15 protein-coding genes are annotated in these 20,937 nt (G+C 40.9%); 11 read left to right on the forward strand and 4 right to left on the reverse strand.

Annotation, left to right across the window (positions count from 1 at the left end):
• Positions 1-135: 135 nt before the first annotated feature.
• From MFF31_RS16535 to MFF31_RS16545, 3 genes are all read left to right on the forward strand, one after another.
• Positions 136-1,131: an aldo/keto reductase gene (locus tag MFF31_RS16535; RefSeq protein ID WP_238189334.1), complete on the forward strand. Its 996-nt coding sequence runs from the start codon at positions 136-138 to the stop codon at positions 1,129-1,131.
• A 142-nt stretch (positions 1,132-1,273) separates the two neighbouring features.
• A complete protein-coding gene (locus tag MFF31_RS16540; RefSeq protein WP_238189335.1) occupies positions 1,274-2,161 on the forward strand; it encodes an ABC transporter permease subunit in 888 nt (295 codons plus the stop codon).
• Positions 2,158-3,078 carry an ABC transporter permease gene (locus MFF31_RS16545; protein WP_238189337.1) on the forward strand — a complete coding sequence of 307 codons (921 nt, stop codon included), beginning with the start codon at positions 2,158-2,160 and terminating at the stop codon, positions 3,076-3,078. The genes MFF31_RS16540 and MFF31_RS16545 overlap by 4 nt, the downstream gene beginning before the upstream one ends.
• Before the next feature lie 357 nt (positions 3,079-3,435).
• Here MFF31_RS16545 and MFF31_RS16550 read toward each other — a convergent pair whose 3' ends face one another.
• Positions 3,436-5,046 carry a discoidin domain-containing protein gene (locus tag MFF31_RS16550; protein WP_238189338.1) on the reverse strand — a complete coding sequence of 537 codons (1,611 nt, stop codon included), beginning with the start codon at positions 5,044-5,046 and terminating at the stop codon, positions 3,436-3,438.
• A 455-nt stretch (positions 5,047-5,501) separates the two neighbouring features.
• On the opposite strand from MFF31_RS16550, the gene MFF31_RS16555 reads away from it, so the two are divergent.
• From MFF31_RS16555 to MFF31_RS16575, 4 genes are all read left to right on the forward strand, one after another.
• Positions 5,502-6,326, forward strand: a complete 825-nt coding sequence (locus MFF31_RS16555; RefSeq protein ID WP_238192277.1) for an alpha-helical endospore appendage domain-containing protein — start codon at positions 5,502-5,504, stop codon at positions 6,324-6,326.
• 166 nt (positions 6,327-6,492) lie between these two features.
• Positions 6,493-10,641 (forward strand): beta strand repeat-containing protein, encoded by a 4,149-nt coding sequence (locus MFF31_RS16560; protein ID WP_238192080.1) that lies wholly within the window; start codon positions 6,493-6,495, stop codon positions 10,639-10,641.
• Positions 10,642-11,423: 782 nt separating this feature from the next.
• Complete coding sequence (locus tag MFF31_RS16570; RefSeq protein WP_238189340.1) at positions 11,424-13,808, forward strand: polyprenyl synthetase family protein; 2,385 nt, start codon at positions 11,424-11,426, stop codon at positions 13,806-13,808.
• 118 nt (positions 13,809-13,926) lie between these two features.
• Entirely contained in the window at positions 13,927-14,367 is a 441-nt protein-coding gene (locus MFF31_RS16575) for a CBS domain-containing protein (RefSeq protein WP_238189342.1), read from the forward strand.
• Positions 14,368-14,430: 63 nt separating this feature from the next.
• Here MFF31_RS16575 and MFF31_RS16580 read toward each other — a convergent pair whose 3' ends face one another.
• Positions 14,431-14,847: a fibronectin type III domain-containing protein gene (locus MFF31_RS16580; protein WP_238189343.1), complete on the reverse strand. Its 417-nt coding sequence runs from the start codon at positions 14,845-14,847 to the stop codon at positions 14,431-14,433.
• A gap of 712 nt (positions 14,848-15,559) precedes the next feature.
• Between MFF31_RS16580 and MFF31_RS16585 the strand changes: the two genes are divergently transcribed.
• From MFF31_RS16585 to MFF31_RS16595, 3 genes are all read left to right on the forward strand, one after another.
• Positions 15,560-16,912, forward strand: coding sequence for a lytic polysaccharide monooxygenase (locus tag MFF31_RS16585; protein WP_238189345.1), 1,353 nt, complete (start codon positions 15,560-15,562; stop codon positions 16,910-16,912).
• A gap of 129 nt (positions 16,913-17,041) precedes the next feature.
• Positions 17,042-17,785, forward strand: coding sequence for a YheC/YheD family protein (locus MFF31_RS16590; protein ID WP_238189347.1), 744 nt, complete (start codon positions 17,042-17,044; stop codon positions 17,783-17,785).
• A 179-nt stretch (positions 17,786-17,964) separates the two neighbouring features.
• Positions 17,965-18,219, forward strand: coding sequence for a hypothetical protein (locus MFF31_RS16595; RefSeq protein WP_238189349.1), 255 nt, complete (start codon positions 17,965-17,967; stop codon positions 18,217-18,219).
• A gap of 35 nt (positions 18,220-18,254) precedes the next feature.
• Here MFF31_RS16595 and MFF31_RS16600 read toward each other — a convergent pair whose 3' ends face one another.
• The gene (locus MFF31_RS16600) at positions 18,255-19,328 is read right to left on the reverse strand and encodes a copper resistance D family protein (RefSeq protein ID WP_238189351.1); all 1,074 of its coding nucleotides are present in this window, start codon (positions 19,326-19,328) and stop codon (positions 18,255-18,257) included.
• Positions 19,329-19,519: 191 nt separating this feature from the next.
• Between MFF31_RS16600 and MFF31_RS16605 the strand changes: the two genes are divergently transcribed.
• On the forward strand, positions 19,520-20,278 hold the full coding sequence (locus MFF31_RS16605; protein ID WP_238189353.1) for a (S)-benzoin forming benzil reductase: 759 nt from the start codon (positions 19,520-19,522) through the stop codon (positions 20,276-20,278).
• 100 nt (positions 20,279-20,378) lie between these two features.
• Here MFF31_RS16605 and MFF31_RS16610 read toward each other — a convergent pair whose 3' ends face one another.
• Positions 20,379-20,828 (reverse strand): hypothetical protein, encoded by a 450-nt coding sequence (locus MFF31_RS16610; protein WP_238189355.1) that lies wholly within the window; start codon positions 20,826-20,828, stop codon positions 20,379-20,381.
• Positions 20,829-20,937: the final 109 nt, after the last annotated feature.

The raw sequence follows: 20,937 nt of genomic DNA on the forward strand, positions 1-20,937 counted from the left end.
TATTTATATAAATGCCGTAAATGCTGTTCACCCTCCAACATTGGTTCCTCAATTTTGAATAGGATTGGATCTTATGACAATCCATTATAGTAATTATAATGATTTCAGACCATTACGAATAGGGAGGAAATTACAATGAATAAGAAACTAGGTAAAACGAATATTTCGGTAAGCCCACTCGGTTTGGGGTGTTGGGCAATAGGTGGCAACTTCACACTGGATGGTATTCCTGATGGCTGGGGAGAAGTAAATGATCAACAATCGATAGCGGCTATCCAAACGGCGATTGAGATGGGTGTTACCTTTTTTGATACAGCAGATGCTTATGGAGCAGGTCATAGTGAGAGGATACTTGGGCAAGCAGTGAAGGGACGACGAAACGAAATTGTGATTGCAACCAAATTTGGATATACGAATAATGAGTCAACAAAAGAAGTATTTGGTCGCTACGATGTCTCTCCTGCCTATATTCGCAAAGCATGTGAACAGTCGCTTAAACGACTCGGAACTGATTATATTGATCTCTACCAAATCCACGTAGGATCTTTAGGCTATGAGGAGATAGAGTCTGCGATCGATACTTTAAACCGTTTGCAGGATAGGGGGCTTATCCGATCTTATGGTTGGAGTACTTACGATGCCGCTAACGTAGAGGTTTTTGCTCAAAAGTCGAGAGCAGTTGCTATCCAACATACGTTAAATGTACTTCGTGATGATCCGGGAATGATTTCCGTATGTGAGCGTTATGGCTTAACTAGTATCAATAATTCTCCTCTGGCTATGGGACTTTTAAGCGGCAAGTTTAATAACAACTCAACATTAGCAAGTAATGATGTAAGAGGAAGCGGACATGAATGGGTCGCTTACTTTAAAGATGGTAAGCCGGTTCCATCATACTTAACTAAATTAGATGCGATTAGAGAAATTTTAACGAGCGATAATCGCTCATTAGTTCAAGGTGCACTTGCTTGGATATGGGGGAGAAGTGATGCTACTATTCCAATTCCAGGCTTCAAGACGCCAATACAAGTTGAAGAGCTAACGGGAGCGATGGCGTTTGGACCTCTGTCAAATGCTCAAATCGCAGAAATAGAACAAATATTGACTTCAGCAATTGAAGCATATAAATAATTAGTAATAGGATGGACTGTCTTAAGTAAAAAACTTAGGCAGTTCTTTTTTTATTGTAAATTTTTGGACTTTTTATGTATGATAGGTTAAAGCTATAATAAATTTAACCATTTTATAAAATAGTAGGGAAAGGAAGTTCAATATGTTGAAGGTCGCACAAAAGACTAGCATGATTTTGGGTATCTTCTTATTCGTGTTTTTATTTGCATTGATGCCAGTCGTAGTGCAATTTGATCCGGATGGAACAAAAATCCAAATATCTTTGGAGGAGGGCTTCCATTACCTGAAATATTATATATCAGGAATAGAGACTGGAGAATCGTTCAAGTTTGATATGGGTAGTAATGAACGGTCATTTTGGGAAGAAATAGGCAAATATTTTATCACCTCATTTTATTATGTTGCATTATCAGCAGTAGTAGGCTCGGCAATAGGTATTTTTGTAGGTATCTATTTTGCTGTATCAAAAGCAAGAGTAGCTAAAAGTATTGTAGATTTTGTAGGCTCTCTACCCGACTTTGTTATTGTTATGTTGCTTCAGTTCGGAGTTGTACTCTTTCTTAAGTCAACTGGAATACTTCTATTTGAAGTTGCAACCCTGACATCAGATGAACCGTCGGTTATGTTGCCACTTATTGCTATGATCATTATTCCGGCTAATTATTTGATTCGTTCTGTTGCAATGCAGATGAAGCTTACTCTAACAGAGGATTATATCGGCACTGCTAAGGCACGAGGACTAAGTAAAACTTATATTATTTTTTATCATGCACTGCCTAATGTACTGCCATATATAAAAGGCGATCTACATAAGTTGATGGGTATTATTATGGGTAACTTGTTTATTGTTGAATATTTGTTTAACAATAAAGGGATTTCAATGCTCATATTTGCGAATGCTTTCGTCTATGAAGCCTATCAATTTGATATTGTCGTGAATGGTCTATTGGCTTTCCTAGTACTGTATGGTATCGGTTACTTCATATTAAGAGCGTTCATATACCTACTAGGGAAGGTGTTCCTACGATGAACAAAACATTACTTACAGGCTTATTAATTACAATTTTTTTCATAATCATCGCTTTATTTGGTCCACTATTTGCTCCGTATAGCCCGGAACATCAAACGAAAATCGAATATATCGTAGACGGCAAGGGTGGCGGTTACGTTCTCGCACCACCTGTTGCACCAGGTGAAATATATCCACTTGGAACAGATGATAATGGTTATGATCTTATGACAAAACTCTTGTATGGCGCAAAGTATACGATTTTTCTCGCTATTGGAGTTGCAATTGCTAGAGTATTCATTGGTGGGTTAATTGGTATGCTATTAGGTTATTTCTCAAAGCAACAGGTAGAGAAGAAGAGCAATGAATCCTTCTGGAGTATGCTTAACGGTATACCGATCTTTCTAATTGTATGGCTCATTATGATTGGTATATCGGTCAATCCGAAAGCGTCACCCTTCATGATGTCTGTCATCATAGCTGTAGTGTTATTAATAATTGGAATTCCATCTGTCGCTGCTTCGGTAAAAGCTAAAACAATAATCATTAGAGAAAAACAATTTGTGACAGCCTCTCAATCACTCGGAGCTGGTGGATGGACCATTATACGAAAACATATGATTCCACATCTAAAGGAAAGCTTTCTTATTTTATTCGTACAAGAAATCCTATTAATTTTAACTTTATTCGGGCAATTAGCAATCTTTAATATTTTTATTGGCGGTACAACGATGTATCCAAGCCCAGTTGAATTTCATAGTCGATCAAACGAATGGGCTGGATTAATTGGGCAAGCTAGAATGAAGTTTTATTCAGACCAATGGATGTTTTATGTGCCGCTAGCTGCCTACATTTCATTACTCATCGGACTTCATTTGGTTTCTAAAGGATTGGAGAGTAGATATAAAAAGATGTTTTCTAAATTTTCTCATTTATAATTGGAGAAATGTAACATTGAAAGAGGTTGATACAGCCGAACTCGCATAGCTAACGAACCCAGTGACTCTTATTTGATCAACATAAGGCTACTTCGTGTTCTAACGAACGCCAGAATCGCTATTTTGATAAAGGTAGCTACGTTTCTAGTATAAAATAGTATATAACGCTACTGGGATTCGTAAGAATGAAAAACGAGTGATTATTGCCGCAATAGGCATAATAGGATTCGTAACAAAGGTTATCCGCCCCGCTCCGTGCGAGAAGCACCCCTGCAACAACAAAAAGATGCTGCCCGAAGTAGATTACTCTACTTTTGAGACAGCATCTTTTTATTAAATTACGGTAATCTTATTTGATTAATTTGTAAGTGATTGTTGGTATTGCGTCCAAAGCGTATTCACATTAATTCCTGTAATGGTTTGAATTTGACTTTCTTTCCACGCAATAATTTGATTATCATCTAATCCGTAAGGGATATGGCTCGTTGCATTCAGCTTGCGCAGGAAACCACGATGCTTCACATCGTCGATCCACCGAATGAAGTTAGGCGTATGGGTGTTATACCAAGATCCACTAGCAGGAGCTGGGTAACGATTATGATAACCTGCAGCAAAACGCAAACTATCTGCTATCGCCTCTGTATCAAAGTTGCTGTATTGGTATGCATGAGCGATTTCATGGTACAACATGCCAATAATCTCATCCGTAAGTGAGATATCTGGATGGGATGCCATATTTGTAATATGCTGCGAACGGAATACAAGTACCTTTTTTTCACTATCGCCGTAAATCCATGCAGCGGCACCAGGGTACATATCGGTGTGCATAATTTGAATTTCAAACTTCTTCACTTTAAGCGGCATATCTGTTGGGCTAGCATATAAATAATCATTTACCTTACGAATAATTTCTGCAATTTCTTTTTCAGCATTAGGTAGGGCTTGGTCAAATAAATGGTTACCTGCCATATTGTCAATTATAATGATCGGATTCTCAGAACGCCAATGATCATTGGTACGTGAAAATTCTACTTCGCTTAATTGAATAGCGTAGCCAGCACGATTTTTAATATTGTTTAGTTTATAGTATCGATATGGGGTCGTGTTGTTAGATAGCAGGAAGTGCTTGCGCTGATGTTTAAATTTGAAGTATTCATCGGTTTTTGTATCGAGATTTGTCCAGTTTGTATTATCATTAGAGCCTTGTAGCACCCAGCCCTTTGGATCTGCATCAGTGTTGTTTTGGTACGATTTTGCCGATGTAAGGGAATAACCATCGATCGTCACTGCTTCACCAAAGTCAAAATGCAACCAAGCTGTATTATTATAAGTGATCCATTTCGTCAAGCTGGACCCATCTACTAAGTTCGCATGATCAGTAGGTGTATTTGATCCGCTCACCGTAACGGTAGGTTTGATCATTTTATATACTTCTACATCACTATCATTAAAAAGTTTAATTTCGGATAGCTGCAATAGGTATCCGTCATTGTTCTGATTAGTGAATTGATCAAACTTCACATATTTATAAGCAGTTGAATTTGTAAATGAATACGTAAGTGTTTGATTTCTAGCTGAGAAGCTTTGGTTTTCACGAGTATCCAGATTCGTCCAATTGATTCCGTCATTAGAGCCTTTTAACACCCAGCTCCTTGGATCTCTTTCAGGTGCATCCTCTGCAGACGAGATTGAATACGAGTTAACAACCTTAGCGATCGGGAATTCATATTGCAGCCAAGCAGGGGAATTAAATGTTAGCCATTTTGAAAATATAAACTGGTCGAAAGCTTTCGTTTTCCCTTGATCGAAACCATTTTCTCCACTTGCTGTTACAGTTCCACCTACAGCCAAATTGATTGGTAGTATCGTAGTCGTCGACTCTGCTGCATGAGCAGTTGAAACTTTTGCACTACTGATAATACTGAGTGCTAATGTCATTGATAAAATGAGTGCACCTAATTTTTTCATGTTTCTTCCTCCTCTTTTCTTAATCGTAATGTTTCCATCAATTCATTGTTTAAACCTACTAAAAAATGAACCTCCTTCCTAATTTGTAAAATGATATCATATATCAATATATAGTACTAGACTAATGTCTTACTAGTCATAAATAGACAACCCAAACTACTGAAAAAGTTCATGATCGGTGACACTTAGGTTAAGACTGCTTTATTTGCATGTGACCAGATGTAGTAAGGAATTGGGGGAATTGCCTTACAAAAGATTCTGGATTCCCCCTAATGAACGAGGTTTGCTAATGATTTTTAAAAAAACAAGTAGTCCACACTCTATCGGACAAACCACATAGAATATATTTAAATATACTGTTTGCATGACTAAGTTGCGATGATCAATTGGTCCGACTTGCAATGTTGACGCTATCTCATAGATTAGTATCCTACTGTATTGGAGGATGATTCAATTTGACACAAGCAAACATTCCTGATATTACGCCACAAATCACAGTTACTAGAGATGATGCGATAAATTTACTTCTGTCATCTATTGCTATGGAAGAACTGGGGTTAAGTCACATTCTCAATGCTGAGGGAGAAAAAATTCAGTATACGCTAGGGACGTTGTCAGGAGTAAGCTCGCCACCTGCTACTATTAACGATATTTTATTAATTAACAAGAGTGTACGTGATACGATTCACGATGTAACGAGAGTGGAAGTTGTATTACAGAGCAAATTGGATGGGATTTTATCGGTGATAGGTTCGAGTGAAAATACTATTGGGTCTACAGGAGCTACTGGAGCTACTGGGGCAACTGGTATTACAGGAGTTACCGGGGCAACTGGAGTTACCGGAGCTACAACCCAATTAAGAGGAATTCAAGTTCAATTACAAGATTCAGATTTATTGATTGTTGGCCCTGGTGAACCTGTCATTTTTAACACCATCGTAAATGATCAATCATTATTACTTTCATATAATACGGTAACAGGTGTATTCACGATTACAGAAACCGGGGTTTACTACATTAATTGGTGGGTTTCAACGGATGGGATTGGTGGTGGAACGGACGTCGTAATAACATTCAGTATCCGTACTTCTGCTGGAGATGATGTTCGTGCGTCGAGTCCATTAATAACTAATCAAATGAGTGGAAACGCATTGCTTAATATAACGGCAAGCCCCGGTTTTCCAGTCACTCTACAACTAATAAATGTAACTGATGGAATCATAGGCTACGGTATAACTCCAATAATAGCAGATTTAACGATGATTAATGTGGCATTTTAACAATAATTTTATATTTTTAAGAGCGTATAAGTTCCAATCTATTTGATTCTTTTATATGACATAGCGCACCTCATCTAGAAGGATGGTTCCTCGTTAACACCTACCCTCTAAAGTAATTATCTTGACAATAAATTGATTACAATGTAAGGGGGGATTCGAATTGGAAATGCTATCTCTACAGCTTGTAAAACATTTAGGTATTGCAGTTGCTGCCAATCAGAATGTACTATTTGATGACATAATTAACAGCTCTGGGGCCATAAGCTATAACCCATTAAACGGGGAAATCACCTTAAATAAAACAGGGAGATATTTCATTAATTGGTGGGTTGCAGTCCAGGCTTCCGTAGGAAATCATGTCACATCTTTTTCAATAATTACATCACAAGGAGATAACGTGGTCGGTAATTTACCACTAAGAACAGGTGAGGTCGTGGGCTTCGCACTTATTCAAATTGACACTGCTCCTGTCACATTAAGTTTAAAGAATACAACACCAAGTATAGTAACGTATTCGAATTTGATTTCAGATAAAGCAAATTTAGTACTAGGAGAATTGTCAGAATATTCTGTCGTAAATAGTGTGACGGGAGCAACTGGCACAACCGGAGTGACGGGTAATACTGGAGCAACAGGCGCTACCGGTGCTACCGGCGCTACCGGCGCTACCGGTGAAACGGGGGCTACAGGCGAAACAGGTACAACTGGCATAAAAGGAGTTACTGGTCCAACTGGAGCTACTGGACTTATTGGGGCTACAGGTGAAACAGGAATAAATGGTGCAATTGGAGCTACTGGTCCAACAGGAGATACCGGAAATACGGGCGAAACAGGTGCAACCGGAGTAATTGGAGTGACAGGTGCCACGGGAGTTACTGGCGACACTGGTGCCACAGGAGCTACTGGTAATACAGGAGAAGCTGGTGCAATTGGAGCTACTGGACTTACAGGGGCTACAGGTGAAACAGGTACAGCTGGCGCAACCGGAGTAACTGGAATGACTGGTGATACGGGAGCAACAGGTGCTATCGGCGGGACGGGTACCGCGGGGGCTACAGGTAAAACAGGTGCAACCGGAGCAACTGGAGCAACTGGCGAAATCGGAGTAGCTGGATTGACGGGTGCCACAGGAGCTACTGGTCCAACGGGAGATACCGGATTTACAGGAGCAACTGGAGTAACAGGTGATACGGGGGCAACAGGTAAAATTGGTGCTACTGGCCAAACGGGAGATATCGGAATTACAGGTGCAACTGGCGAACCAGGAGTAACTGGAGTGACAGGTGAAACGGGAGCAACAGGTGAAACGGGAGCAACTGGCGCAACTGGAGTGAGAGGTGACACGGGAGTTGCCGGCGATACAGGTGCAACTGGAGCAACTGGTGAAGCAGGAGCAATTGGAATTACTGGTCCAATGGGAGATACTGGACTTACAGGTGAAACAGGATCAACTGGTGCAACCGGAGTAACTGGAGCAACAGGCTCTACCGGCGGGACGGGTACCACAGGAGCTACTGGTTCAACGGGAGATTTCGGAATTACAGGCGCAACTGGCGCAACTGGAGTAACTGGAGTGACAGGTGAAACGGGAGTTACTGGTCCAATGGGAGATACCGGAATTACAGGAGCAACTGGCGAAACCGGAGTAACTGGAGTGACAGGTGAAACGGGAGCAACAGGCGCTACCGGCGGGACAGGTACCACGGGGGCTACAGGTGAAACAGGTACAACTGGCGTAACCGGAGTAACTGGAGTGACTGGAATGACAGGTGGCACGGGAGTTGCCGGCGATACAGGTGCAACCGGAGCAACTGGCGCAACTGGAGTGACAGGTGATACGGGAGCAACTGGTGCAAGAGGCGCTACTGGTCCAACGGGGGATACCGGACTAACAGGGGCTACAGGTGAAACAGGTACAGCTGGCGCAACCGGAGTAACTGGAGTAACGGGTAATACAGGAGCTGCAGGTGAAACCGGAGCTACTGGTGCAGCTGGAGTAATTGGAGTGACAGGTGACACGGGAGTTACTGGCGACACCGGTGAAATTGGAGCTACTGGACCAACGGGAGATACGGGAATTACAGGAGCTACTGGTGAAGCAGGAGAAACTGGAATAACTGGATTGACGGGTGACACAGGAGCAACTGGCGTGACGGGGGAAACAGGAGCATCTGGCGTAACTGGAATGACAGGTGAAACGGGAGTTGCCGGCGCCACCGGTGAAACGGGAGCAACTGGTGAAATTGGAGCTACTGGTTCAACGGGAGATTCCGGAATTACAGGTGCAACTGGCGAAACCGGAGTAACTGGAGTGACAGGTGATACGGGAGAAACAGGAGTTACCGGTGAAACAGGTACAGCTGGCGCAACTGGAGTAACGGGTAATACAGGAGCTACAGGTGAAACAGGAGCAACTGGCGTAACAGGAGTTACTGGAATGAAAGGTGACACGGGAGCTACTGGTCCAACGGGGGATACCGGACTAACAGGGGCTACAGGTGAAACAGGTACAGCTGGCGCAACCGGAGTAACTGGAGTAACGGGTAATACAGGAGCTACAGGTGAAACCGGAGCTACTGGTCCAACGGGAGAAACAGGAGCATCTGGCGTAACTGGAATGACAGGTGTAACTGGAGCTACTGGTGCAACTGGAGCAATTGGAGTGACTGGTGAAACGGGAGTTACTGGCGCCACCGGTGAAACGGGGGCTACAGGCGAAACAGGAGCAACTGGCGTGACGGGTGAAACAGGTGCAACTGGCGTAACCGGAGTAACGGGCGTGACGGGTAATACAGGAGCATCTGGCGTAACTGGAATGACAGGTGAAACGGGAGTTGCCGGCGATACAGGTGTAACTGGAGCTACTGGCTCAACGGGAGATATCGGAATTACAGGTGAAACAGGAGCTACTGGTTCAACGGGAGATACCGGACTTACAGGTGCAACTGGCGAAACCGGAGTAACTGGAGTGACAGGCACTACAGGCGAAACAGGAGCTACTGGTCCAACGGGAGATACTGGACTTACAGGTGAAACAGGTACAACTGGCGTAACAGGAGTTACTGGACTTACAGGTGACACGGGAGTTACTGGCGACACCGGCTCAACGGGAGCTACTGGTCAAATGGGAGATACCGGAATTACAGGAGCTACTGGTGAAGCAGGAGCAACAGGAGCTACCGGTGAAACGGGGGATACCGGACTTACAGGGGTTACTGGTCCAACGGGAGTAACTGGAATGACAGGTAACACGGGAGTTGCCGGCAAAACAGGTGCTACTGGCGAAACTGGAGTAACTGGATTGACGGGTGACACAGGTGCAACTGGCGAAACAGGTGTTACCGGCGTGAGGGGCGACACAGGAACTACAGGAGTAACTGGCGCAACTGGAGTGACAGGTGATATGGGGGCTACTGGTAATACAGGAGCAACTGGAAGTACTGGAACTACCGGAATGACAGGAGCAACCGGAGCTACTGGCAGTTCAGGGGCTACAGGTACTGCAGGAGTAACCGGGTCTACTGGTGTAACGGGAGCTACAGGCAGTTCAGGGGCTACAGGTACTGCAGGAGTAACCGGGTCTACTGGTGTAACGGGAGCTACAGGCAGTTCAGGGGCTACAGGTACTGCAGGAGTAACCGGGTCTACTGGTGTAACGGGAGCTACAGGCAGTTCAGGGGCTACAGGTACTGCAGGAGTAACCGGGTCTACTGGTGTAACGGGAGCTACCGGTAGTTCAGGGGCTACAGGTACTGCAGGAGTAACCGGGTCCACTGGTGTAACGGGAGCTACTGGCAGTTCAGGGGCTACAGGTACTGCAGGAGTAACCGGGTCTACTGGTGTAACGGGCAGTTCAGGGGCTACAGGTAACACAGGAGCAAGCGGAGTTACTGGAGCAACTGGTGCCACTGGCTCGTCAGGCGGGGTTTTCCTAGAATTTCAAGTATCTAAGAATACGCCAAATACTTCGGGAAGTTCAGCAATCTCACTAAGTGCTGTCGTAACTACATTAAAAACAATTACAATAACCGGTGTTCCTACTGGGAGTCGTATTTGGCTAACTGGGCTTGTAGGTTGGGAATCTACGTCGGGTACTACAGCAGTCCAATTACAACTTTTGAGAGGAACAACAGTTATTTTTAGCACTAATCATCACGCAGCTGGAAATAACACATTTGTAACTACCAGCGTTAACCATGTAGATCTAACTCCAGGAACTGGTAATGTGACGTATTCATTAGCCGCTCTCATGTTGTTCGGTACAGGGATCGCAATCGGAGGAATCACTTTAACAGGGGCTTTAATCCAACCATAGGAAAAAGCGGTCAATTGCTTCCAAATTGACCGCTTTATACATACTGCGAATTGACGATTACAAAAGAAATGAGAAATATTAATGATCCCGAATTATTTAGGGATGGAGATGGGTAAATGTAACTATTCGAGCCCTGCATTATAGTATTTATTAAACCCAAAAAAGTTATTGCATTCCTACTTCCAAATAAAGTGCCGATCCTGAGAAACAGCATCAGACTGCCAATCTATCCAATTGGAAGTTAAGAGTGGTCAGCCATCCACTTAATAAAGAAAGCGAAAGCCGTACCGCTACCTAAGTGAAGCATTAGATACGCCAGGAAAAGTCTGAATAAGCACATTGTCCAGTAGCTGTCCGCAAAACCGCATAATATCGTTGAGGTAGAGAATCCGAGCAATCCGAAGAGCAAAACAGTTCTACGGTACCAATCATGATCTGATGTGGAAAATAATATGCTATATTTTCCATGGTCGATCACTCCAATTCCTTAAATGTTGCTTCAAGAGTCTATCGTAAGGCATAATAGTGACACAATCCATCAAGAATGATTTATTTTTCAAAAAAGGTGGGAAATAATACCCAAATCGAAACAAGATGTACTTTCCGCCCATTTCCGTTAACCTATTCGTAACCCTATAGATACTTTCACGTATACATAGGTGAACATGATCCGGCGAAAATGATGGGGTTTGCATTCCAATCTGTCATCGTCCATGGAGTAACTTTATTCTCAGCACATGGATACATGTTAAACCAAACTAGAAGCCGAGGTAATCCATCATATGAATGAGGAATATACAAGTCATGCTGATTCATGGTATCAGTTGGCTGAGCAGAAGGCAGCTCAGTATTTTGCAACACTTAAACTGCAGGTTATGGATAAGTCTTATGTGTCAAACCTGACAGAAGATATACATCTGTGGAAAAAGAAACATATTCACTCTAATTTGCTTCTTTCCTTATTTTCTCCAAGAAACAGACGACCTGATTCTAAAGATTATAATCGTTATATAAGATGGTTGGAATTCAGAGGGAAATTGGACGATTATTTGAATCGAAGCGTTTCATATATGTTCATGAGAGACCTTGGCAAAGCTATGAATTCACCTGACATTGACAATAGAATTGAACGAGTCATTTCATTTATAAAAAATAACTTGATCAATACAACCGATAATAATAGTGGAGATCATCCAGAATTTATGAGCGTGGCTGGTTGGTACCGATGGGCTCAGAAAGAGAGCGTAGAAAACGCTACAATCTGGGTCATTAATAAGCTCAAAACAGTGTCCAGCCGTATTCCAAAAGAAATGGATGGAGCTCAAGCACAGCGTAAACTGATCAAAATTATTATCGGGGTAATACTGCATGTGTTTGAAGAAATGGATGCGGACACCCTTCCAGCGGAACGTGCACGAAGACTTGATAAAGCCATAAGACTTGGATATTACTATGGTCTAACCTATCCTTTTATCGACGATCTACTCGATTCTGCCGTATTGAATGATGAGGAGAAAGAACGATATTCCCGAATGATACGCACTACATTACTTAATGGATCTGTTCCTGAAATAGGAGAGTGGGGCGGCATTAACGGGGATTTGATCCATTATGTACACTCAGAGCTCCGGGAAGCGTTTGAATACATTAATAATCATCAACAACCAGAAACGAAGCAAACCTTTTTCGAACAGTCCTATGTGTTTTTCGAATCGCAGCATATTGACCGTGTAAAAGATCTTTCGAAGACGAATTATACGAACGAAGAGCTTTACCTTCCAATTATCTTAAAATCTTCATCTTCCCGTTTAATAGTCCGTACTGTTATTAGTGCCCCGGTAGATGAAGGATTTGATAATCGAACATTTTATTACGGGATCTATAACCAACTGGCGGATGACTTTGCTGATTTATTTGATGATATGAGAGATGGTGCGGTCACACCATATACCTATTATTTAAAGTATTATAAACAGCGTCCTGATCTTATAAATCCCTTTGAATTATATTGGGCAGTAATTTCGAACTTGATTCGAAACGTATATCATTCTGATGCCAAAACCCGTGAAGTTATTTTGGACAGAGCCATTAACGGATTAAAACGCAGCAAGAAAAGATTAGGTAATGAAAAATATAAAGAACTTATGGATATATTTGCTTCTGGTAATGCTGAATTTAATGGACTTATCCAACGTATGGTTAAACGGGCTGATGATGTAGATTTCTTTGATAAGCTGCTTCGTGATCATATGGTGACCTATCTGAGCAATGAACAGAGGGAAAAGGATTATTTTTTCGACACGGTCAAATCTATCCGCACACAAATAAACAATTTGTTGCACATTCCAAGTCACAAAGATATTCCACCGATGAAAGATTCGCTGATTGATATTGCAAATTACAGTCTTGAAGGAGACGGGAAACGATTACGGCCAGTAATGGCTTGGGTTATGGGTGTGAACGAATACGGACTGAATCCAGCAGCAATTGCACCGCTAATAAGATCATTGGAGTATATGCATACGGCATCTTTGATCTTTGATGACCTGCCATCGCAAGACAATGCGTCAACTCGCAGAGGTCGCCCAACCCTTCATAAGATGCATAATAGCGCCACTGCGGAATTAACAGGACTGTATCTCATTCAAAAAGCGATTGAGGAGCAATCAACGCTTACCGATTTTGATCCCAAATCAGTCCTCGCTTTGATTCAATATTCATCGCAGAAGGCTGGCGAGATGTGTATGGGGCAAGCGATGGATTTACAATCCAAAGGAACTGCTCTGTCACTGGAACAACTGAATACGATTTGCTTTTACAAAACGGGTATTGCGTTTGAGGCTGCACTAATGATGCCAGCAATTCTCGCTGGGGTTAAAGAAAAAGAAATCGCTATTTTGAAAAAGTATTCTTATCATGCAGGTATTGCTTTTCAGATTATGGATGATTTGCTTGATTCGGAAGGTGATCAACTTATACTTGGTAAACCTGTTGGTCAGGATGTTGAAAATAACAACTCGACATTTGTAACTATTCTTGGTCAGGATGGCGCTAGAAAAGAGATGTGGGAACATTATTGTATAGCTATGGAAGAGCTGAAGGGTATGCCTCGCAATACAGCTTTTCTGAAGCATCTATTGAACTATATTGTAAATCGGGACAGTTAGAATAGTTGTTAAATGGTTAAGGATCTCAGGATAATTCCAATTTCGACGGGCAATCTACTTAGTATGTTTGATCTTAAACATTCTAGGTAATTGTTCTCGAAAGGTGTGTCTAATCTGTATGAAGCAAGTTAAGGAATTAATGTCTTCGAGTTGTGAAACGGTGACCTTACTAGACAATGTCTATGAAATTGCGGTCATAATGGCGCAGAATGATATCGGATTTGTACCAGTTGTTGATGTAAATGATCGTAACAAGCTTATTGGAGTAGTTACCGATCGCGACCTAGTAGTACGAGGTTATGCTCAAAAACAGCCTGGCTCTTGTCCGGTCAAGGATGTAATGAGCGAAGTACTTGTGACGGTGTCACCAAAGCAGGATGCTGAAGAAGCTGCAGAAATTATGGCTAACCATCAAATTCGTCGTCTCCCCGTAGTCGAGGATGGTAAATTAGTAGGCATCATCACACTAGGCGATTTATCGTTAGGAAGCACAACTGGCCATGATGCAGGGGTTGCGCTATCCGAAATTTCAGAAGATCATCATCACACTTTGCATTAACATATTACAAAATCAAAGAACTCATGCGCCAACTTCGCACATGAGTTCTTTGATTTTGTACGATTATTGAGTTGGTAAAGTTATTCCAATTGGGTTACTATAGTTAGATTTATTTCCAGCCGCATCTACCGCTTTAACGGAGTAGGAGTAAGGTGTTCCTGGGGTTAAACCCGTATCCGTAAACGTATAGGTTGTACCTGACACAACACCTGCAAGTATTCCATAATTCGTTCGATAGATTTCATAGGCCACAACACCATAATTATCCGACGAAGCGTTCCATTTCATCGATAGGCTTGTTGAATTGCCCGATGTGAATGTTAGATTACTTGGTGCTGTTGGTGCTAAAGTATCGCCAATACTGGAGGTTCCAGTTGCAGATACAATCGGTGGTACCAAACTAATGAGCAGGGCCCCTGCCAGCAAAATCGAAATTATTTTCTTTTTTGTAGACATTTGAGCATTAATATAACTTTTCAAAAAGAATCCCTCCGTGTCACTGTTGAAATTTTCATTACGTTATTACAAACCGTTTAATGTAAAATGAGCATTCACAAACCCATCTACTCATCATATATATCGTTTTTATTAAATATTCCATTTGGCAATCGTATCACAATGTTCAAAATTGACGAGTAAATGAATACTGGCAATCTGCCGCAAAATTTCGACTGTTTTCGCAGTCGTTCCCCATTGCTCGTCATGAACAACGGGGACTTTACTCTTAAGAAAAAGTCATATTAAACAATATGCCGTCATAAATTTAGGTCGTTGAGATTAATCAATGGTCCCATATCGCACCCTATATTTTTAGTTCTAAAATAGCAGTGCACAAATGATAGCGCTTGCAGTATGATAGAAGTAATCCAACACCCTCCACCTATAATCACTTGAGTGCCTTTCGTCCCAGCTCAAAGTTGGTTCATTCCAGTACATGTAATAAAACTCCCACTCGTTATTTACCTTTCAAAAACAAACTAATCCCTAGCCATTTTACCTTTCAGTATTATTTGTTTGTATACTCTCTTCGGAGTTTATATAAATTTATTGATTAGGAGTTGATGCATACTATTCAAACTGTTTTCTTTGGCTCGGCCATTTGTATGAAAGGAGGTAGCTGACTGCATCAATCTGCGTGATTAAAGGAGATTAAGAGATTTCAATACCAACCTAATATGTAGGAGGTAATGTGATGTTCAAAGTCTATACGAAATCGAGCTTTAGGATGCATTTGTTAGTTATCTGCGGTGGTCTATTACTCTTATTCGTTTGTCTGTTTATGTTTTCTAAGTCAGTCTCAGCACATGGTTATGTTGATTCTCCAGCAAGCCGGGCGATACAATGCAAAAACGGATTAAATACAAATTGCGGTTCTATCATCTATGAACCGCAAAGTTTAGAAGGTTTGAAAGGATTCCCAGCTGCTGGTCCTGCTGATGGTAAAATCGCTAGTGCGGGTTTAGCAGCATTTGCGAATCTTGATCAACAATCCGCAACTCGTTGGAATAAAGCCAGTATGAGCAGCGGCACAAATACTTTCACCTGGAAGTTTACTGCCCGTCATGCTACGACGAGCTATCGCTATTTCATCACCAAAGCAGATTGGAATCCAAATGCACCGTTAACTCGTGCACAACTAGATCTTACTCCATTCTGTACTGTTCAAGGCAATGGACAGCAGCCGCCAGCGACACTTTCTCATAGCTGTAATGTGCCAGCAAGAACAGGATACCATATCATTCTTGCTGTCTGGGACATCGCTGACACACCAAATGCATGGTATATTGCGATCGACGCTCAATTCGGCCCATCTGATAACAGCGCACCATCGACTCCGTCCAACTTGACAGCAGGTACGGTAGGTACAACGACTGCTGCATTGTCATGGGGTGCTTCAACTGATAATAATGCCGTCGCAGGTTATGAAATTTATTCTGGTTCGAATACAACACCAATTGCAACAGTACCATCCAATCAGTTAAACGTTAACTTAACAAATTTAACAGGGGGAACGACCTATAACTTGACAGTAAAGGCATTTGACTCATCAGGGAATCGATCTCCTGCGAGCAATAGCGTACAAATTACGACCGTTCAGGTTCCTGTCGATACTACACCTCCAACAAATCCATCAGGTCTCCATGTGATGGGAACAGCTGGTTCCTATTCATTGACTTTAATGTGGAATGCATCAACAGATAATGTGGGCATCGCAGGTTATCGCATTTATTCTGGCAACAGTGTTATCGCTACTGTAACTGGAACGGCTACTGAAAAGCTGCTAACAGGTCTGAGTCCAAATACTCAGTATACGTTCACAGTGAGAGCCTTCGATCCATCTCTAAATGAATCGGGTAACAGTAATGTAATTACAGTCACGACAGCTCAAGGTCCAAGTGCTGCACCTTGGGCTGCCAACACTGCTTATGCAGTAAATACTTTAGTTTCATACAACGGTGCAATATATAAATGTACTCAGCCACATACTTCACTTGCAGGCTGGGAGCCAAGCAACGTTCCTGCTTTGTGGCAACTACAACCATAACGCTTGATTCAAACAAACAGCCCTCGACGTTCAACAAGAACATTTCGAGGGCTGTTTCTTTTTACATTACGGGTATTCGCCGTTGTCCAGATAACAACTCCCGAATAGTATAGGGATGGAGGTGGGTGAATGAAACATAAATTCATCAGCAGCAAAATGAAAAAAGGGAACTACTTAATCAATGATCGAGTATTGTCCAAACACGTTCCAGAAACCAAATGGTATTATGACTCCACTTTTAATAACATGCTCGAGAGACACTCCGTCCTGTATATTAAACCTGATAAAGGGTCATCGGGCAACGGAATAATAAGAGTCAAAAAATTAAACACATCGGAAAGCTTGATCTCATTTAAAGCCACGAATCAAAAATACAACAACACACAGGTTGTAACTGAAGTTAAAAAAAGAATGCGGGGCGGTAAAAGGTATATTGTTCAACAGGGGGTTTCGCTTGCAACAAATCGAAATAAGCCCTTTGATTTCCGATACGTCCTTCAAAAACCTTCAAAAAAATGGGTGCTTACTTGGAAAAGTGCCAAAGTAGCACCTCGATCTAGCTCGATCGTTACCAATGTAGCACAAGGTGCTCGTGATGCAAACGTAGAGAAAACGCTAAATGGCGCTGATCAAGCAATAAACGTACCCGCCGTATTGAAGAAACTAACATCTGTCTCCTACAAAATCGCAAATAAATTAGGCTCACGATTCCCATTTCGAATCATTGGGCTTGATTTGGGCGTCGATAAGGAAGGGAAAGTATGGTTTATTGAAGCGAATTCAAAACCGAGCTTTTCTGGATTACGGAAAGTAGACCCCGTCCAATATCGAAGATATCTAAATGCTAAACGGCAAATTGAGGCAGATAGGTAATAAATAAAATGGCGATTTATCATAACTAAAAAAGGTTGCCATTTTCTTTCATTTTATACTTGAGGTAAATGGATTCAGCGAATATAATAAATTTAACTTAATCGATACAAGAGGAAGCACCTCTAGAAGAGCGCATTAGCGTTCTTTTAGAGGTGCTTTCTTTTTTTGGAGGAACTAGGATGAAATATGAAGTGTATTTATTAGACGAAGATAGAGAGCGAATTGGTCAAAAAAGGGATTGGATGGAGCTTGGAACTATTGAAACAGAATGGAAAGTGACAACTGGTGATAGTTTGTGTTTGGAAGAGTCTCTCCAAGAAAAAGTTACAAAAGAATTCCCGAGACTAAGTTTTCAAATGTTCTACAAAGTCGATAAAGTTATTAAAGTTCCTGATGAAGAAACGTTAGAAATTTTAATAGTGAGAGCATCTTGAAAAAGGAAACTGAAAGGGCAAAAGCTAAACAATTATTATTGCACTGCTAATAGTAATCCGAAGAAAAGGAATACAATAATGATACATGTAAGCAATATAAACAGTTTTCTATTTTCTTGTTTGTAGCTCATCATTAATAGTCCTACTGAAATTATTCCTAGTAATATACAGGCAACTGAAGGTAAGTTCCAATGCCACTGAAGTGACAAATCTGAAACGGAGCCATTCAGAAAAAGGAACAGGGCAGACGGGGAAGGGTCTTCAAATTCTCCTTCATGTGGTGGTTCTTGAACGCCCATAAATGCAGTAATGATCAGTATGATAAGTGCGATGACTGTCTCTGCTCGGAGCCACCATTGCAGTCTAGGCTCATTACGACCATCATTAGTAAGCTTCGTCATAAATCCATTCATAAAAGCCAATAGGAGCATTGGCAGAAATACGAGATGTTTTAATAGCAGCGCTTGTCCATAATTGATTCCCCATGAATTTATATAATTATCCACAATAATGAACATCATGGATATTCCAGCCAAAGTAATCAAGATCATACTTCCAATAGACACTGGCGTAAACCAGCGAACAAACGCTTTCCAATTCCATTCACCTTTTGTAAACCAAGCCACAATAATTAATATACCAAGCCAAATTGATATGGCAGCGACATGTACGGATTGTGATAACAAGCCAATATTTGAGAAACTGGCAGGGTGACTTGCCCACCCATGTGCAATAATGCTAAGGCACCATGTGAGTGCCAGTGCCCATTTAAACCAATTAGCCCGTGCAGAACTTACCATAGTAACGATGAACATTGCTGTACAAATGATTAAATTCCAAACCCATGCATTTCCAAAATCATAGTCTTTTAATACGATTAATAATAGTTCCAAAAAAGTTAAGTTTTCAGCAAAATCAGTTAAACTAAAAACGGTACGTAAAATAGTCGCAAAAGAAAATAGTGGAATACCTAATAGTGCATATTGAAATACATCTATAGGAACTTTGATTTGCGGTTTAGAGCGTTCTGGAATGAATAATAAAAAAATATACCCGCCAGTAAAGGCAAGCGATAAATATAATAGTGTTTCAAATAAATAGAAATACATTACATCAGCTCCAATATCGGTGTTAAACATCAAAAAGTATCATACCATATCACAAAATACTTGAATATATGTTCATGTATCACCCAACTAGTCTAATTGAAAAATTGGTTTATTTGATTTGATATAGAAAAAATTGCATAATTGTAAGAGTGATGAAATATCCAATTATGTAATTTAGGAGGAAATCGCTAGTGAAACATTTTATTATTACGGGAACTTCAAGAGGAATAGGAGAATCTATTGCAGAACAACTCATTTCTCCAGATCATTATCTACACTGTATTTCGCGAGTGAAAAATGCGAGACTAGAGAGCAAAAGCAACAACATAACGTATTACGAATTTGATTTAAATCAAATTGATCAAATTGAAGCTTTAATGAATCGAATATTCAATTCGATTGACTTACCTAGAACGGAAGGAATTTACTTAATCAATAATGCTTCAATGATTGCTCCCGTAGCATTTATTGATAAAGTCAACGTGAATGATTTAACGGGCAATCTTAAAGTGAATCTACTTGCACCAATTATACTAACATCACTTTTTATTCAACATACGAAATACGTAGAAAGTAACAAAAGAATACTAAATATTTCATCGTCTTCTGCCAAACACCACCATCCGGGAATGAGTTTATATTCGGCAGCTAAAGCAGGACTAGACGTATTTTCACAATGTGTGGGGCTAGAACAAAATCACTCTAATACTCCTGTTGGGATTGTATCAATCTGGCCAGGAATGATTGATACAAATCTACAACATGAAGCACGAAGCCAAGATCAATCAACTTTTCCATCAGCCGAATTATTTGGTATGGCTAAAGATACCGGTATGCTTACCACACCAGAAGAGACTGCACATCTGATTATTGATTTTTTGTTCAAAATTGAGTTTGAACATGGTTCTGTAGTTGATATATTTGATTATTCAAAACTTGTACAGCAATGATAGGTTTACATTCATAATTATATTGATATAAGCTTGTTGATCAGTTAAAAGCCGTGATATCACGGCTTTTAACTGTGGAATAGCTATATTCTTCTATGAATTACTTTACAACAGTTAACTCCACAATCGCTTTTGCTCCGAAATCCTCCATATGATTATTTTGCGCAAGAACAAGACGAATCTTGTTTGTACCTTCATGAAGGTTAGTCAGTTTAAACAGATTTTTATTCGTTATTGGTCCAGTGATTTGATCGTCCAAATAATAATGAACATGTCCTGCCCCAGCAACAGGTGCACCTCCATAATTTTTATCAGTCAGTTTTAGGTTAGTCGTCAATTTGAGATACTTCTCGCCCTTAATAGTTAGAACACGAGCCTTTAAAAAGTAACCTTTTTTCTTATGTTCACTTGTACCACCGGGATGGCATGCTAATTGCTCTGACAGATTTGTAGGTAAAGTGGTGACGATTGAAGCAGCATTCACTTGTATGCTTAGAAAAGTAGAAATGATAATTACCGCAGTCAAGAAGATGGAGAAGCGTTTTTTCATTTGATATACCTCCCAGAAATAATAATAATTAGGTAAGGGCCCTTGATTACAAGCATATGATATTTTTTATTCTACTTACATAAGCTCGTTAAAGCGTTTTGAGCATTTT

Origin of the sequence: Paenibacillus sp. L3-i20 (genome assembly GCF_022180385.2) — a bacterium.
In the GTDB taxonomy this organism is placed as follows: Bacteria; Bacillota; Bacilli; order Paenibacillales; family Paenibacillaceae; genus Pristimantibacillus.